This window comes from Mycobacterium sp. (genome assembly GCF_032159775.1).
GTDB lineage: Bacteria > Actinomycetota > Actinomycetes > Mycobacteriales > Mycobacteriaceae > Mycobacterium.
The window spans coordinates 1-16,322 of the sequence record NZ_JAVHWK010000207.1; the positions used below are offsets into that span (position 1 = coordinate 1).

Genomic DNA, 16,322 nt, shown 5'->3' on the forward strand with positions numbered 1-16,322 from the left:
AGTTGTCCAGGCTTCTCTAGACGACCTTGTGGACGACCGCCGTAGCGCCGTCGATGTGCATGACGGTCACGTGGTCGCCCTGTTCGTAGACATCGTCGTCGTTGAAGGGCCGCGCCGTCCAGACTTCACCGTCGAGTTTCACTTGCCCTTCATGACGTCCGACGCGGTCGAGCACCAGCGCACTCTTGCCTTCCAGGGCCTTGGCCGGCTCCAGCAGACCTGTACCCGACATGAAGTGGCGGCGTAGGGCCGGGCGGACCAACACCAGCAGCAGCACCGATACCACCGCGAAGACCGCGCCGTGCACCCACAGATCGTCGAAGACAAGGCTCGACCCGGCTGCCGCCAGTGCACCGCCGCCGAGCATCAGCAGGAACAGGTCGCCGGTGAGCGCCTCGGCCCCGGCAAGGGCCAGCGCGGCGATTAGCCAGATCAGCGCAACAGGCATGCTGAAAGCCTAGCGCGTGATCCGCCCGACGAGCGGCGAACTATTACACTGCGAGCATCATGTGGTGCCCTAGTGTCTCGCTGTCGGTGTGGGCCAATGCCTGGCTCGCGGGCGCCGCTGCGCCCGATGACGTCCTCGATGCGTTATCTCAATGGGCGCCAAGGCATTCGGTGACCGCCTATGATGCCGTTGCGGCCGGTACGACCGGTCTGCCCTGGCCGGATGTGAACCATTTCGGGACCATGTCGCTGCTGCAGACCCTGCGTACCGCGGCGGGCGTTCCCGTCGGCGCACCCGCCATCTCAGTGGTGCTGCCGGTGCCGGGCGACGTCCGCGGCCTGCCTCCGGGGACCCAATTCCAGCGCGACGCGGTCACCGTCGGCGAGGCGATCATCATCAACGGCGGACCCACGTCACCGGCGGTCGGCCTGGTCCCCGACTTCGAGTACGACGACTCCGACGGCTACGACGAATCCGAGGAAGCCGAGGTGGCCGGTCTCAGCTGGACGGTGTACTCGCTGCCACAGGTGCCGATCGCCGAGCACGTCGACCTCGGCGACGCCGAATTCGCGCTGCGTTCGGCGGTTCGATCGGCAGCCGACGCGCTCGGAGCCCTGCGCGCCGAAGCGGGCGGCCTCGACGTGGCCGACCCGCGCAAGCTCGTCGAGCAGGTGATGGAGTCTTCAGGTCAGCACCGGGCGCCCGACCACGCGCCGTCGCGCGCGCTGCGGGTGCTGGAGAACGCCGCGCACATTGACGCAATCGTCACGGTCAGTTCGGGTTTGATGCCGATCGGCCTGCAGAGCTCATCGGAGGCGCAGATCGCGAACGAGGCGCTGCGTCCCTTGTCCGCGGTCGTGCGCTCGGCCCGGCTGGCGGCGATCAGCGCCATCCTGGCGTCTGCCTGGCGCTAAGTCTTCCCGCACTCGGGCGTGCACAGCGCCCCATTGATCGAAAACCCCTGCAGCGGAGGCACTTGCACGTCTTGGGCGCTCACGAAACGGGACGGGTCGCGGCCATCGCGAAGCTCGTCGATCAGATCGACGGCCAGCCGAGCGAACCGCCGGTCGGCATTGGGGGTGGCAGCCCTGGCGAACGCGACGCCCCGGTCGGCCGCCAGTGCGCGCAATTCGTTGTCCAGATCCCACACCACCTCTATGTGATCGGCGACGAAGCCGATCGGACAGACGACGACGGCCCTGGTGCCCGCGTCGGCGAGGCCCGACAGATGGTCGGCCGCATCGGGTTCCAGCCACGGCACCTGAGGCGGCCCTGACCGCGACTGCCACACCTGGTCGTAATCGGCGAATCCCGCCTCTGTCGCGACGAGCCGGGATGCATAGGCAACCTGGCGGGCGTAAAGATCTGTGCCACATCGGGACCGGGCCGCCAGCGGAATGGAGTGCGCGGTGAAGATAAGCCGGGCTTCGTCGCGGAGCTCTGGGGGCAGGGTCAGCACCGCGTCGCCAATCGCATCGGCGAACATCTGGACAAACAGCGGATGGTCGAAGTACTGGCGAAGTTTCACGAGTTCGGGCGCGCGGTCACCGGCCGCCGAGCGACCGCGGGCGAGGTCCTCGTTGTACTGCGTGCAACTGGAGTACCCACCCCAGGCTGACGTGGTGAACACCGCCGCACGTTGAATACCGTTGTTGCGCATGGCAACAACCGCATCCTCGATGTACGGGTCCCAGTTGCGGTTGCCGAAGTACACCGGCAGATCACGCCCGCGATCGGCCAGTTCGGACTCCAACTGGGCGATCAGCGCGCGGTTGATGCCGTTGATCGGCGAGACACCACCGAAATGCAGATAGTGCTCGGCGACCGCGGCGAGCCGCTCCCTGGGGATGCCCCTGCCGCGAGTGACGTTCTCCAGGAACGGCATCACATGCTCGGGCGCCTCCGGGCCACCGAAGGACAGCAGCAGGACGCCGTCGAAATCCATCTAGAGCAACTGAGTGTGGGCGCCGCCGTCGGCGTAGACGACGGTGCCGGTGGTGGCGGGCAACCAGTCCGACAGCAGGGCGCACACGGTCTTGGCTACCGGCGTGGGATCCTTCATGTCCCAGCCGACGGGTGCCCGCTGGTCCCAGCCCTCCTCGAGAAGGCGGATCTGATCGCCGGCATCGGCACCGAGTGCGCCACCCACGATCGCGCTCATGGCCAGTGTACGAATCGGCCCGGCGGCAACGAGATTCGACCGCACACCCATAGGGCCGGCCTCCCGGGCCACGAATCGGTTCACCGATTCCAACGCGCTCTTGGCGACCGTCATCCAGTTGTAGGCGGGCATGGCGCGAGTCGGGTCGAAGTCCATACCGACGATCGAGCCTCCCCGGTTCAGAACCGGCAGCGTGGCCTTGGCCAACGACGCGTACGAGTACGCCGAGATGTGAATGCCCTTGGCGACGTCCTCGTACGACGCATCGAAGAACGGGCTGATGCCCATCCCCGTCTGCGGCATGAAGCCGATGGAGTGCACGACGCCATCGAGCTTGTTGCCCTCGCCGATCACCTCGGTGACGCGATCGGCCAATGAGTCCAAGTGCTCCTGATTCTGAACATCGAGCTCGAGCAACGGCGCCTTCTCCGGCAGCCGGTCGGCGATGCGCTGAATCAGCTTCATCCGGTCGAAACCGGTGAGCACCAGCTGGGCACCGGACTCCTGCGCAACCTTGGCGATGTGGAACGCGATCGATGAGTCGGTGATGATCCCCGTGACCAGGATGCGTTTGCCTTCGAGCAGTCCAGCCATATCCGCTTCTTCTCCTTTGTGGGCTAGCTGTAGAGGATATGGTCGGCGCCTGGAAGCCTGTGCGAAGGGGTGGCAGCGGCGCGGTCGAAACCGCCGGTCACCCGTCCAACGTGAAGGTCAGCTGCGACCACCACTCGTTTGTTACCAGCTCACTGTGGGAAGCATCACCGGCCAGCACCTCGGTCGGCTTGATCACCCGGTGATGTTTGGTTGAGAGGGCATCTATGAGCTTCTGCCAGGGAATGGTGTCCTTCCAGAGCTCGACGAGCCCCCACGGAACCATGGTGTCTCCGGGCTTGAGCCACTGTTCCTCGATGAAGCGCATCGGCGTCGCGTTATGGGATCCGTGGTGGCCCATCTTGTAGAAGTCAGCGTCACGGATCAGCTTCATCGCGTCTGGATTGCTGCGAACGTGCTCCCACGCACCGTATTGGGCATCGCCGGGGAATAGCAGCCGTAGCCCACCGACCTCGAGCACGAAGAACAGGCTGGTGTTGTTGACTGACTGCTCCAGGACCGAGGCGGCCGCCAGTAGCCCCACGTCGTTGGACAGCGTGGTCAACCTGAGGTTGGACTTGGCCTTCTGCAGATGGTCGGGCACCTGCGTCTTGTCGGCAATGACGTACGTGCGGTTGAACAGCGGCCAGATGTCCTTATCGTCCTCGGGGTTCTTGGCCGCAGGCGCAGGAGTGTCCACATCGTCGGGATCGGCAGCGTCAACGACATCGTCCAGGTTCAGCGTCAACCATCCTGCCGTCTTCGGCGGGTCCATCTTCCTCAGAATCGCCGGGTCTCGAGGAGGACCGAAGACGTGCGCCACCACCCCGCACCGCCGCGCTTTGACGTTGTTCTTGAGTGGGTCTTTGTCGGGAAGGAAACGCACGTCGTGCCCTGGCTTGGCGAAGGTCGTGCCGTTGCGACCCAGCAGGCGGTCGGTAGCCCTTGCGTTGCCGCGTGAGTTGTCCGCCATCGCCTTCGCCAGCTCGAGTGTGTGCTTCGCCTCGGTCTGATTGGCGGCCAACCGCTGTATCCGATCGTCGATCAACCCCGCGAGCTTCTGCGCGGTTCGCGTCTGCGCTTCGCGTAGGCCAATGGCGTCGGGGTCGTCATCGTTCTCGACGAACGGCACCCAGACCTCGTCAACCTGGACGTCGGCCCACCGATCATCGGCAAACCCGACGATGTGGTCGCGATGATGATGTGTGCCGACCACGACGTCGAGTTGTGCTTTCCCGCCGCAGTCCTCGGCGAGATCGTCGACGATCTTCTTCACCGATTCCGCTACCGGCCGCGCCTGTCCGTGCGCGTGCACACCGCAGTCGACGAGCATCCGCCACGTCGCGTCGCCCCGCCGAACCGTGACCCGGAACGCGTCTCCGAAACCCATGTTGTACATGCGTATTTCGACGTGATCGGCGGCCATCACCATCCCCCTTGACCGTCCGTGTGCAGATTGGCGAAGGTCAACCGGTGTACGGCGGGCTCGTCGGTCCAAGCCGCGAGCGGATCTCCGTCGGATACCTCACCCATGAAGGTCCGCATCTTCTCCAGGCGGTCCCTCCCGTACTCGTCGACATAGTGCGATGTTGCGTCGGCTGCCGGGTCTATCAGCGGAAGAGGTTTGGAGATGATGTGCTGGACTTCGCCGTCCACTCGGGCGATTAGCGTGGTGCCGGCAAGCAGAGGGGTGCGCGCATCCGGCGGGAGGTGCGGCTGCTCGATCTCCTCCAGGTCGTCGCGGCGCTGGGTGAACTGGACGACGATCTCCGGGCGGGGTTGGCAGTCGTCCGCTTGCCGATAGGTGACGTGAACGCTCTCTAGATGGGTCGGCTTGCTGGGTTCAAGGCCGATCGCCACCGCATGCCGTTTGGCCCAGACGCTCAGCGCGCTGAACACCCGCTCCGGCTTATCCCCCGGCGTGCTGGCCGGGTCGAGGTTCATGGATGCCTCGAGCACCAGTTCCTCAAGCGGCACAGCTGGATCGCCGTCGCACAGAGACAGCGGCCCGTCAGGTTTGGGCCAGATCAATGCGGCATCAGTGAGGGAGATCGCCCGGGTCGGGTAGATTCCGCGGCGCCGCAGCGCTTCGATGAGGTTGCCCCGCAACCCGAGCCGGTCGGTCGGGTACAGCGAGCGGTCGGAGGTGACGATGGCCTGCACGACGTCGCCGAAGGTGACGTCGACGGGTGGCAAGTAGTCGAATGCGCGAACCACCATGCCCAAGAACCGATCTGCGGTCGTGATGGCTTCGTCAGCGACTCGGCCCACCAGGTCGGGATGCAACCGCCCGCTGGAGAGTCCGGCTGCGCCACTGGTGGCCAGTCGTAGCAGGTCGGCGACTGCAGCGCGATACCGGTCGAGGTACGCGTCGAACACTGCACCGACGAAACACGCACCGCGTTCATGAGGTTCGGTGGCGGAGTGGTAGCGGTCGGGTGTGCGCAGCACTCCCGCAGGGATGTTGGGATCGATCGCCCGGCGCAACGCCTCGCCCCGTCCGGTGGACTGCCCGAACTCCGACGCCAGGTCGAAGAGGGCGGCACCGTGTTGGATGCTGCCCGACGTCGATGCGATCGCATCCACGACGACATCCTCGTATGCGAAATGCTGGAAGAGCGCAATCAGGTCGGCGAAGGCTTCATGCCACGCGAATACGTCTGGGTTGGTGGCCACGGAGAAGTGCCTCCGCAGCCGGTGCACGAGCGCGTGGGTGACCTCGTGGGCGATGATGTCCGACGACAAGCAGGTGAAGATCATCTGGCCCGGCAGATTGGCACCCGGATCCGTCAGATCGGCACGGTAGTAACCGAACAGCACCGCCTTGCGGGTCGGGTCGAAATAGGCGTTGCGGCCCTCGAACGCGTGCGGAACGAGACTCAGCTTCTCGTCGCCACGCCAGCGGAATCGCCTGCCGAGGTATCGCTCGAACCGCTCGATGACGCTCGACGCGACCGCGTAGACGATCTGCTGATGTGAGCGCGGGTCACCCTCCGCCGGCTGCAGGCCGTCCTGAGCCAGAACATACGGCTCGTCCAGATCGACCGTGGCATACCAGCTTTTGCGCACCGGATCGAAGTCGACGACGCGCAGCAGTTCCCCCTCGGGACCCTCTTTGAGGCCGAGTTCGTAGGGCACACTGAGCGTGAGGAACTGTCCCGACAGCCGGGTGGACATCGGGTCGAATGCGTAGGTGCGCAGGCGTCGTCGGCGCGGCCGTTCGACAGCGGGCCCGGACTTCGGGGCGCTCGACGGAGTCATGTCAGCGGCTCGTTCGGATACGGCAACGGGGTGGCGCCGTCGAGGTCGGCCTCCTTGGCCACGTGGCTGCGCAGGCCGGCGTCGCACACGATGTAGCCCCAATTGATCAGGCGTTCTTGCTCTCCCCTGCTCATTGCGGACAACCGGGTTGCCAAGTCCGCCAGCCCGGTCGTCTTGACATGGTCGGCGGGCAGCACCGAGACAGGAAAATCAGCTATGTCACTTCGGATTCCGATGAACATCCCTGACTTGTCGGCGCGGAAGGATTCGATGACCTGGCGCTTGCGCAGAGAGCGCACCTGATTGTCGACGAGACTGAGCACTCGCGCGGTCTGTCGCAGCCAGTCCGAGCCCGGGTCCGGGTCTTCGTCGACGTGACCTCCTGCGTCGCTGACCAATATGGTCTTGTACCGCTTCCACGCGGTTTCCAGGCCCATGTTGTCGTATACGCCGCCGTCGGTGAGTTTGATCTCGTCGCGAAAGCCCGGCTTGTCGCCGAGGTCGTTGCCGTCGTCGTCCGTCCACGTCTGGCGGCGGAGGTCCATTACGCATGGCGACAGGACGGGCGGAAACGCCGAGGAGGCCGCCACCGCGACGGCCAGTTCGATCTTCGGATCGAGGATCCGCCCGACGCGGTAGTCGCCCATGTAGGGCTTGCTGAACCTGAAGGCCACCCCGGATTCGAGGTTGGTGGCATTGAACACGAAGCGCGGTTCATCGGGCAGGTCCTGCAACGTGGTGTCATCGAAAAGGTGCTCGCGATACGCGTTGGCCGCCCGGTCGGAGATCGATCCGGGCAGCACCGACCCCCAGAACACTGCGCCGAGGTCGATGGTCGTGCTTGCCATCTGACGCACGGGTTGCACAACGACCTCCTCGAAGTTGGTGGCGACACCGTTGATGAATGTCAGCGTTCCCCACCTACGGGCCAGCACTCCGGCTGTGATGGAGCCGCCGGACACCGAGGAGAAGCGTTTGATCTTCGACAGCAGCTTCGTTTCGTTGAGCCGCCACAGCACGCCGAGGTGGAAGACCATCGCCCGGTATCCCCCACCCGAAAGACACAGCGCGACTCCGTCTTCGAGGCGTGTTTCCGCATCGCCCGGCGTCGGGTGAACTGGCGTTCGCAGATCGGGTGCTTGGCCGTCAGTCATCAGCGGCCCACGCCATCCGACCAGACTCCGGGCCAGTTGCCCGTGATGGGCTTCGGATATCCGGACTCGACCCGGTCGGCGGCGATGTCATATCGCACATATCGGTCACCGGAGAAAAAGTAGGCCGTTCCGTCGTTCCACACGACTGCTTCGTCGATGCCCGAGGCGAATTCGTCCGGCATACCGGGCCAGTTGCCTGCAATGGCGGCGGGGAATCCGGGGTCGGCCATATTGCGGGCAATGTCGTAACGCAGGTATTGATCGCCGGAGAAGAAGTACGCCTTTCCATTCGGCCAGACCACCACGGCGTCGATGTTTTCGGTGAACACGCCCGGCCACTTCGACGAGATCGTCTTGGGATAACCAGGGTCGACCCGCTCGGCGGGCAGATCGAAGCGGACGAATTGAGAACCCTTGAAGAAGTAGGCCTTTCCGTTGGTCCACACCACCCCGGCATCCACACCCTCGCTGAAGGAGGCCGGGAATCCGGTCCAATGCCCGGCGATATCGGCGGGGAATCCGGGATCGCTCTTGTCCGACGCCACGTCATAGCTGACATACGTCTTGCCCTTGAAGAGATAGACCTTGCCATTCGGCCAAACGGCAGACGGCGAGACCGGTCCCGGATAGAGCTTCGCGGCGAACGCGGCGTCCAGATTGTCGATGTCCTTGCCGCCGGGCACCGCGATGCCGTCCTTCATGATGCTGCCCGGGAGGTCGTAGCACATGATCGAGTTCACGTCGGTGGCCGCGGTCGCCTTCAGCGCGGAGGCTGCGAACGGCGTCAACACCTGAGCGATGACCTCCTCACGAGACCAGCCCTGCGTTCGCATGAACAGCGCTATCGCCTTCTCGCGATCGATCCGGTCGATGATCTCCTTGCGCATGTGCTCGTGCGGGAAGCCGAGAGTGTGTCCGGTTTCGTGCCTGACGACACGGTGGAACTCCGAGTCGGCCGTATTCATGGTGAAGCTGTCGAGGTTCATCGTCGGCTCATCGTCCGGGATGGACAGCACATCGGTGCCCAGATACGACCAGTAGCCGTCGTCGCGGGTGCGCGCGATCCGAACCTGCGGATCGGTGTTGGTCTCGGCGAACTGGACGTTCGCCCACGAGCCCCAGGCGTTCATGTGCGAGATGATGCGGCGCCGCAACTCGGCCGACGCGTTGTCGAGAAAGCCGACAGTGAGCCGAACGCCTGCCGGACCCCAGTATTTCTGGGTCATCACCGCAAGGCTTTCCGGTGTCGGCGTGAACCCGTGAGGTAGCGATGAGGTGTTGGGCGCGTTGGCCGGATTCAGCTCGACGGCCTTTGACGCCGACTCGACGACTTTGTCAGGCGGTACCTGCTTGATGGTGCAACTGATGTGTGCCATTGCCGTTCCTCACATCCGCATGGGTCGATGAATCGACGCTATGCCAGTGAGGACGGCAGGTAACGAGTGTTGGACTACGCAATCCTGCGAAGGTGACTACTCAGTGGCCCATACCCATGCCGCCGTCGACCGGGATCACCGCACCGGAGATGTAACTCGCGTCCTCGGACGCAAGGAAGCTCACCACCCCTGCCACCTCTGCGGCGGTGCCAACCCGCTTCGCCGGGACGAACTCCAGCGCGCCTTTCTGGATCCGCTCGTCCAGCGCGCGGGTCATGTCGGTGTCGATGTAGCCAGGCGCCACCACGTTCGCGGTGACCCCGGCCTTGGTCAGCTCCCTGGAGATCGAGCGGGCCATTCCGATCAGTCCTGCCTTGGAAGCCGCGTAGTTGGCCTGGTTGCCGACGCCCCATGTGCCGGAAACCGAACCGACGAAAATCATCCGGCCGAACCGCTTGCGCTGCATGCTGCGCGATGCGCGCTGAGCCACCCGGAACGCCCCGGTGAGGTTCGCGTCGATGACCTTCTCGAACTTCTCCACCGTCATCCGCATGAGGAACGCGTCCGCTGCTACGCCGGCATTGGCCACCAACACCTCGACCGGACCGTGGTGTTCCTCGATCGCGGTGAACGCACGGTCGACGGCGTCGGTGTCGGTGATGTCGCACTCGACGCCGAACAACCCGTCGGGCACCCCCGACCCACGATGCGTGGCTGCCACCTTGTGACCGTCTGCGGCGAGCCGCTGCGCGATGGCCAGGCCTATACCACGGTTTCCGCCGGTGACCAGCACCGAACGGGAGACGAAAGGAGGACGGCCGCCAATCGCTCGGCCGACAGTCTCGCCCTCGGTGGTGTCAGTCATGCGGCCAACTTAACGTGTGTCGACCATGTCTAAGAAATCGCTTTAGTTCGGCAGTCGCCGGTTGATCAGCAGGGCGGCCACCGCAGCCAACGCCAGCACCAGAGCCCCGAGCCGCAGCCAACCGGTGCCGGCATCGCCCTTCTGGGTCTCGTAGCCGATCTGCTCCTGAAGGTTGGTGAAGACCTCTTTGAGTTGCTCGAGGTTCGACGCAGTGTAGCTCTCCCCCTTCGACAGCTGGGCGATCTTCTTCAGCATCTCGTCGTCGACGGGAACGGGCGTCTGCTGGCCGTTCATGTCGACAGTGCCGTAGGGGGTGCCGAACGACACCGTCGATATCGGCACGCCCTGGTCCTTCGCGGTGCGGGCGGCGGTGTACGCGCCCTTCGGGTTGTCCGGATTGGACGGCACGGTCTCTTTGCCGTCGGACATCAGCACAACGTGGGCGGGGGGCGGTGTGTCACCCCCACCGATCACCGCGCCGACGGTGGAGATGGCCTGCAACGCGGTGAAGATGGCCTCGCCGGTCGCGGTTCGATCGGCCACCTGGAGCTTGTCGATCGCGTTCTTGGTTGCGTCACGATTGGTGGTCGGCGACACCAACACGGTGGCGGCCCCCGCGTAGGAGATCAACCCGAGGTTGATGCCCGGCGTCATCTGGTCGACGAACTGTTTTGCGGCTTCCTGGGTGGCTTCCAGCCGGCTGGGTGCCACGTCGGTGGCCCGCATCGACTGCGACACGTCGATGACCAACATGACCACGGCACGGTTGCGGGGAATGCGAACATCGCGGGTGGGCCCTGCCATCGCGATCGTCAGCATCACGAGCGACAACATCAGCAGAATCGTCGCCAGGTGTCGCCACCGCGACGGTCGTCTCGGCGAGACACTTTCCAGCAACTCGGTGTTGGCGAACCGCAGCAACCGCTTGCGCCTTGCCGCCTGCATGGCGATGTAGAGCCCCACCAGTCCCGCCACGACGAAGAGGAACAGGAAGTACCAGGCGTGTTCGAAGCCCGTCAGCGTCATTGGTCCGAGCACTGGTAACGTCATGCGCTGCTTGCCATTTCCGTTGCTAGTTGGGTAGCCGGCGGTTGAGCAGCATGGCTGCCAGCGCCGCGAGGGCCAGAATCAGGGCGCCGAGCCGCAGCCATCCCGCGCTGGCATCACCCTTGATCGTCTCGTAACCGATCTGCTGCTGAAGGTTCGAGTACACCTCGCGCAGCTGATCCAGGCTGGATGCCGTGTAGGCCTCGCCGCCGGACAAATCGGCAATCTTGCGCAGCATGTCGTCGTCGACGGGCACCGGTTGGCGCTGATCGTTGATCTCGACATATCCGTACGGGGTACCGAACGAGATGGTGGAGATCGGCACACCCTGGTCCTTCGCGGTGCGCGCGGCGGTGAACGCGCCCTTCGGGTTGTCCGGGTTCGATGGCACCGTCTCCTTGCCGTCGGAGAACAACACGACGCGCGCAGGAGGCGGTTCGTCGCCACCACCGAGCACGGCGCCGACGGTGGCGATGGCCTGCAGAGCGGTGAAGATACCTTCGCCGGTCGCCGTGCGGTCGGCCAACTGCAGCTTGTCGATCGCGTTCTTGGTCGCCTCGCGGTTGGTGGTCGGCGAGACCAGCACGGTGGCGGTGCCCGCGTAGGCGATCAGGCCGAGGTTGATACCGGGGGTCAGCTCGTCGGCGAACTGCTTGGAGGCCTCCTGCGCGGCCGCCAGCCGATTCGGCGACACATCGGTTGCGCGCATGGACTGCGACACATCGATCACCAGCATGACCACGGCGCGGTTACGCGGGATGCGGACGTCGTTCGTCGGCCCCGCCATCGCGACGGTGAGCAGCAACAGCGATGCCACCAACAGGATGGCGGGCAGATGCCGCCAGCGGGTAGGCCGTTTCGGCGCAACGCTTTCCAGCAGTTCCATGTTCGCAAAGCGCAGCATCCGCCGCTGACGGGCGAACTGAACGAGGACGTACAGCGCCACAATCGCGAGCACAACGAGAAGAAACAGGAGGAACCAAGCGTGTTCGAAGCCGGATAGCGACATCGGTCCGAGCAACGGTAATGTCATGTGGCAGTTGTCATTTCGTTGGCCTATGCCCTGTGCGTTCTGCTCTTCGCGCAAGCGCTCATCGGCCGGCCATCGCCCCTCGGCGCCGGTTGGCGACAAACCGGACCACGTCGGCGATCCAGTCCCGGTCGGTGCGCAGTGTCAGCAGCGGCGCATCACAGCGGCGCAGGGTCCGCGCCACCTCGACGTGGTGGGCCTCCGCTGCCTTCTCGAAGTCGGAGCGCAGTTCTTCGTCGATCGTGAATTCGCGCGTGACGCCTGATTCAGTGTCCTGCAGGATGACGTCGCCGACCGGTGGCAGTTCAACGTCGCGAGGGTCCAGCACCTCGATGCCGAGGACCTCATGCCGCCCCGCGATCGCCCGTAGTGGCCGCATCCAGTTGATCGGGCCGAGGAAGTCGCTGATGATCACCGCCATGCCGCGGCGCCGCTCCGGCCTGCGCAACGCGTCGATGGCGGCGGCGAGGTCACCGCGGACACCCGTAGGCGCCTTCGGCATGGTCGCAATGGTGCGCAGCATCTCCTGCTCGTGCATCCGGCCCGACAGCGCAGGAACACGCCGCACCGAGTCGCCGTTGGCGATAATGGCGCCGATCCGGTTGCCGCCGCCGCTGTTGAGAAAGGTGATGGCCGCGGCCGCGGCCACCGCCAGGTCACGCTTCTCGCATCCGGTGGTGCCGAAGTCGAGGCTGGCCGACATGTCCACCACCAGCCAGGTTTCCAGCTCGCGGTCGGCGATCATCTGGCGAACGTGCGGATGCGTCGTTCGCGCGGTGACCGACCAATCCATCCGGCGCACATCATCGCCGGGCTGGTACAGGCGCGACTCGCCCGGCTCGGAACCCGGACCGGGCAGCAGACCCAGGTGGTCTCCATGCAGCACGCCGTCGAGTTTGCGACGCACCGTCAGCTCGAGCTTGCGCAGCGCCGCCGTCAGCGCGGGATCACGGATCTCCCCGCGCTTCAGTGACGGCAGGTCGACCTGGCGTCGTGAGCTGGTCACCGACCGCTAGCCGCGGCTGCCGCGGCGGGCACGACGGGGGGCACCGAATGTCCCTGCTGCGGAATGGCATTCACCTGCGGGAGGGCAACGGTCTGCATGATCCGGTTGATCACCGTTTCCGCGGAGATCTCGTCGGCCAGCGCGTCGTAGGTGAGCACCAGGCGGTGCCGCAGCACGTCGGGGATGACCTCCACAACGTCCTGCGGGATGACGTAGTCGCGTCCGCGCACCAGGGCCAGCGCACGGGACGCCGCGATGATGCCGAGCGACGCACGCGGCGACGCACCGTAGGCGATCCACGCCTTGGCGTCGGGCATGCCGAACTTGTCCGGCGTGCGGGTCGCGGTGACGATGCGCACGACGTAGTCGACCAGCGCATGGTGCACGAACGTATTGGCAGCCACATCCTGCAGGCGCAGCAGATCGCCGGGCGCGAGGACCTGCTTGGGTTCGGGAGGTTTGACACCCATCCGGTAGACGATCTCGCGCTCTTCTTCTGGCGTCGGGTAGTCGATGTTCAGCTTGAACAGGAAGCGGTCCCGCTGCGCCTCGGGCAGCGCGTAGACACCCTCCTGCTCGATCGGGTTCTGCGTCGCCATCACCAGGAACGGAGCGGGCAGCGGGAAGGTCTTGCCGCCGATCGAGATCTTGCGCTCGGCCATGACCTCCAGCAGCGCGGACTGCACCTTGGCAGGGGCACGGTTGATCTCGTCGGCGAGCAGGAAGTTCACCACGACGGGACCGAGCTCGATATCGAACTCCTCCTTGCCCTGGCGGTAGATCCGGGTGCCGACGATGTCGGTGGGCACCAGGTCGGGGGTGAACTGGATGCGGGCGAATGTGCCGCCGACCACCTTGGCGAAAGTCTCGACCGCGAGGGTCTTGGCAACGCCCGGCACGCCCTCGAGCAGTACGTGCCCCTTGGCGAGCAGGCCGACCAGCATGCGCTCGACCAGCAGGTCCTGGCCCACGATGATGCGCTTGACCTCGAAGATGGCGCGCTCCAAGGTGTGCACCTCGGACTGCAGGCCCCCGGAATTGGCCGGCGGCGGCGAGCCTGCCTGGGTATTAGGGGGGTAACCCTGCGTCGGGCCTTGCGGCCCACCTGCTGACGTCATCGACGATCCTCTTACGTTGGTCTCGGTTAAAGACGCAGGTCGTGCGCCGCGGGCGGGTGCCCGCCGTCAACTATTCCAGGCACCACGGATTCCGTCGACGTTGCCCGGCAGTGTTCAGGGTCCGCTCAGCCCACGCTCAGGATTCGATCATGCGGGCGAGATACGGCTGCAGGCCGGACGTCCGTAGCGGGCTCACCGTCACTTTGCCTGCGCTGCCGGAGGCCTCGAGCATCTTGCCGCCGCCCAGGAAGATCGCGACGTGCTGGCTGCCACCGGGGCCCCAGAACAGAAGGTCGCCACGCTTGGCCTGCGCCTGCGGAATTTTGCGGCCGGTGTTGTACTGATCCCCGGAGTACTTGGGAATCAGCACGCCGACGCCGGCGAACGCGTACCGGGTGAAACCGGAGCAGTCGTAACCGACGATGTCTGCGCCGGAGTCCACGCCCGTGCTGGGCCCGCTGGGCGTGCCGCCTCCCCATGAATACGGCACGCCCATCTGCGAGGCCCCTCGGCGAATCACATACTCGATCGCCTGCGGTCCGCGAACCCGACCCACACCGACGCTTCCGGTGCTGGCACCACCACTGCTCCCGCCGAGACCGATGCCCTGCAGGAACTTCTGACCAAGGCTCTGGGTCGTCTGCATCGCCATCTGGGTGGCCTCGAATGAAGCGTTGGCGATCGCGACAGGGTCACCGGGGGCGCCCGCACTGAGCAGCTTGGGCAGCGTCGGGTCCCACTGGCCGTCATCGGGTGCGGCCGTCGCCGGGACGGCCGACCCGATCAGCAGAGCCAGCGCCGTAAGCAACGGCAGGGCAAGCTTGGCAAGACGGAAAGCGTTGTGGCGCATAACTATCAACAGAATCTTTCGCATCAGTATTCGATGTACCGGATGACGTAGGGGGTCATGCCGCTGGTCCGCACCGGCGAAATGTGAACATCTGAGCCGGTATACGGTGCCTCGAGCATCTGACCGTTGCCGAGGTACAGCGTCACGTGCTGGCTGCCGCCCGGTCCGTAGAAGATGACGTCGCCGCGCCGCATCTGCGATGACGGGATCTTGCGACCCAACTCGTATTGCGAACCCGAGTAATGCGGCAGCTTGATGCCGACGCCGGCGAACGCGTACAGGATCAACCCAGAGCAATCGAATCCCACTGTGTTGGAACCCGAATCAATGCCGGTGCTCGGGCCTGCCGCATTGCCGCCACCCCATGAGTACGGCACACCCATCTGGGAGCCGGCGCGCTTGATGACGTACTCGGAGGCCTGCCTACCGTAGACGCGCGGAATGGCGCCATTGGTATAGCCGCTCGGTGTCGGCAGAATTCCCATCTTGCGCAGAAAATTTCGACCCATGTCGGCGGTGTACTGCGCCGAGGTGGACGACATGCCGAGCACGGAGTTGATGATGGCGATCGGATCACCGCTGACAAAAGCGCTCGGGATCGCAGGGAGCGTCGGATCCCAGAGGCTCTGGTCCCAGTTCGCCGCAGCAGGGGCAGCCGGCCCTGCTACGCGGTCCCAGTCCGCGGACGGGTTCGCCAGCGGTGCAGCGGGTTTCGACTGTCCCGTTGTCGAAGTCGACCACGTTCGGGCCTCGGCCAGCTTCGCCTGGGCGGCGGAGCGCTGCGCAGTCAGCTGGGCGAGCTGGCCCTGCTGGTCGGCGAACGTCTGCTGAGCCGACTTCAGCGTAGAAACGGCCGCATCCTGGCTGGACTGCGCATCCACCGTGGCCTGGTCGGCCTTCTGCTTGGCCAGCCGTGCCGCGGACTCCTTGTTGACCTGTTCGGTACGGGCCCGCTGCAGGTCCGACATCACCTGCTGGGAGCTTGCGGCGAGCGCCTGTCCCGCTGAAGCCGTGTCGATGATGTCTGCGGGATCGGCCGCGGTCAGATAGGAACTCGAGGGACCGTTGACATACGTCGACGCCGCGAAGGTGTCGAACCGCTGTTGCGCCGACTTGATCGCCGCGCCCGCATCGTCGACCGCGTGTCGGCTGGCGTCCACTTCGTCCTGCGCCGCGACGGCGTTGTCACGAGCGTTCTGGACATCGACGATGGCCTTGTTGACGCTCTCCTGCTTGGCCTGCACGGCAGCGCCGAGATCCTGCAACTGCTGGTTCACGTTCGCGATGGCGGCGACCAGCGAACCGATGGAATCGGGACTACCCGGCTGGGCGGCCGCCAGCCCGCCCGGGGTGTACAACGCGATCGCCAACAGGATGCCGAGGGACGCGAAGGCGCGAGGGGTGCGTCTCATTCG

Annotated in this window: 15 protein-coding genes; 1 reads left to right on the top strand and 14 read right to left on the bottom strand. The window is 65.3% G+C overall.

From position 1 onward, the window contains the following. Positions 1 to 16: 16 nt before the first annotated feature. On the bottom strand, positions 17 to 448 hold the full coding sequence (locus tag QOJ24_RS26235; protein ID WP_526266453.1) for an NfeD family protein: 432 nt from the start codon (positions 446 to 448) through the stop codon (positions 17 to 19). Between the two features lie 59 nt (positions 449 to 507). On the opposite strand from QOJ24_RS26235, the gene QOJ24_RS26240 reads away from it, so the two are divergent. Beyond that, on the top strand, positions 508 to 1,362 hold the full coding sequence (locus tag QOJ24_RS26240) for an Rv1486c family protein (RefSeq protein ID WP_526266455.1): 855 nt from the start codon (positions 508 to 510) through the stop codon (positions 1,360 to 1,362). Here QOJ24_RS26240 and QOJ24_RS26245 read toward each other — a convergent pair. The 13 genes from QOJ24_RS26245 to ripA all read right to left on the bottom strand — a co-directional run bounded on the left by QOJ24_RS26245 (position 1,359) and on the right by ripA (position 16,319). Then, positions 1,359 to 2,393, bottom strand: a complete 1,035-nt coding sequence (locus tag QOJ24_RS26245) for a ferrochelatase (protein ID WP_526266457.1) — start codon at positions 2,391 to 2,393, stop codon at positions 1,359 to 1,361. The two genes, QOJ24_RS26240 and QOJ24_RS26245, sit on opposite strands and share 4 nt — an antisense overlap. Continuing rightward, on the bottom strand, positions 2,394 to 3,203 hold the full coding sequence (gene inhA, locus QOJ24_RS26250; RefSeq protein WP_526266459.1) for an NADH-dependent enoyl-ACP reductase InhA: 810 nt from the start codon (positions 3,201 to 3,203) through the stop codon (positions 2,394 to 2,396). A gap of 97 nt (positions 3,204 to 3,300) precedes the next feature. Continuing rightward, positions 3,301 to 4,626: a ComEC/Rec2 family competence protein gene (locus QOJ24_RS26255; protein WP_526266460.1), complete on the bottom strand. Its 1,326-nt coding sequence runs from the start codon at positions 4,624 to 4,626 to the stop codon at positions 3,301 to 3,303. Then, positions 4,626 to 6,461, bottom strand: coding sequence for a hypothetical protein (locus tag QOJ24_RS26260; protein ID WP_526266461.1), 1,836 nt, complete (start codon positions 6,459 to 6,461; stop codon positions 4,626 to 4,628). Before QOJ24_RS26260 ends, QOJ24_RS26255 begins: the two co-directional genes overlap by 1 nt. After that, entirely contained in the window at positions 6,458 to 7,615 is a 1,158-nt protein-coding gene (locus QOJ24_RS26265; RefSeq protein WP_526266462.1) for a patatin-like phospholipase family protein, read from the bottom strand. Before QOJ24_RS26265 ends, QOJ24_RS26260 begins: the two co-directional genes overlap by 4 nt. Continuing rightward, positions 7,615 to 8,991, bottom strand: coding sequence for a hemopexin repeat-containing protein (locus QOJ24_RS26270; RefSeq protein WP_526266464.1), 1,377 nt, complete (start codon positions 8,989 to 8,991; stop codon positions 7,615 to 7,617). The genes QOJ24_RS26265 and QOJ24_RS26270 overlap by 1 nt, the downstream gene beginning before the upstream one ends. Positions 8,992 to 9,091: 100 nt before the next feature. After that, positions 9,092 to 9,856, bottom strand: coding sequence for a 3-oxoacyl-ACP reductase FabG1 (fabG1, locus tag QOJ24_RS26275; protein ID WP_526266466.1), 765 nt, complete (start codon positions 9,854 to 9,856; stop codon positions 9,092 to 9,094). Positions 9,857 to 9,898: 42 nt separating this feature from the next. Then, the gene (locus tag QOJ24_RS26280; protein ID WP_526266468.1) at positions 9,899 to 10,906 is read right to left on the bottom strand and encodes a vWA domain-containing protein; all 1,008 of its coding nucleotides are present in this window, start codon (positions 10,904 to 10,906) and stop codon (positions 9,899 to 9,901) included. 22 nt (positions 10,907 to 10,928) lie between these two features. Beyond that, a complete protein-coding gene (locus tag QOJ24_RS26285) occupies positions 10,929 to 11,936 on the bottom strand; it encodes a vWA domain-containing protein (protein ID WP_526266470.1) in 1,008 nt (335 codons plus the stop codon). Between the two features lie 58 nt (positions 11,937 to 11,994). After that, entirely contained in the window at positions 11,995 to 12,939 is a 945-nt protein-coding gene (locus QOJ24_RS26290) for a DUF58 domain-containing protein (RefSeq protein ID WP_526266472.1), read from the bottom strand. Continuing rightward, positions 12,936 to 14,057, bottom strand: coding sequence for a chaperone MoxR1 (gene moxR1, locus QOJ24_RS26295; protein ID WP_526266473.1), 1,122 nt, complete (start codon positions 14,055 to 14,057; stop codon positions 12,936 to 12,938). The genes QOJ24_RS26290 and moxR1 overlap by 4 nt, the downstream gene beginning before the upstream one ends. A 136-nt stretch (positions 14,058 to 14,193) precedes the next feature. Next, positions 14,194 to 14,907: an NlpC/P60 family peptidoglycan endopeptidase RipB gene (ripB, locus tag QOJ24_RS26300; protein WP_526266500.1), complete on the bottom strand. Its 714-nt coding sequence runs from the start codon at positions 14,905 to 14,907 to the stop codon at positions 14,194 to 14,196. A gap of 23 nt (positions 14,908 to 14,930) precedes the next feature. Beyond that, complete coding sequence (gene ripA, locus QOJ24_RS26305) at positions 14,931 to 16,319, bottom strand: NlpC/P60 family peptidoglycan endopeptidase RipA (protein ID WP_526266474.1); 1,389 nt, start codon at positions 16,317 to 16,319, stop codon at positions 14,931 to 14,933. Positions 16,320 to 16,322: the final 3 nt, after the last annotated feature.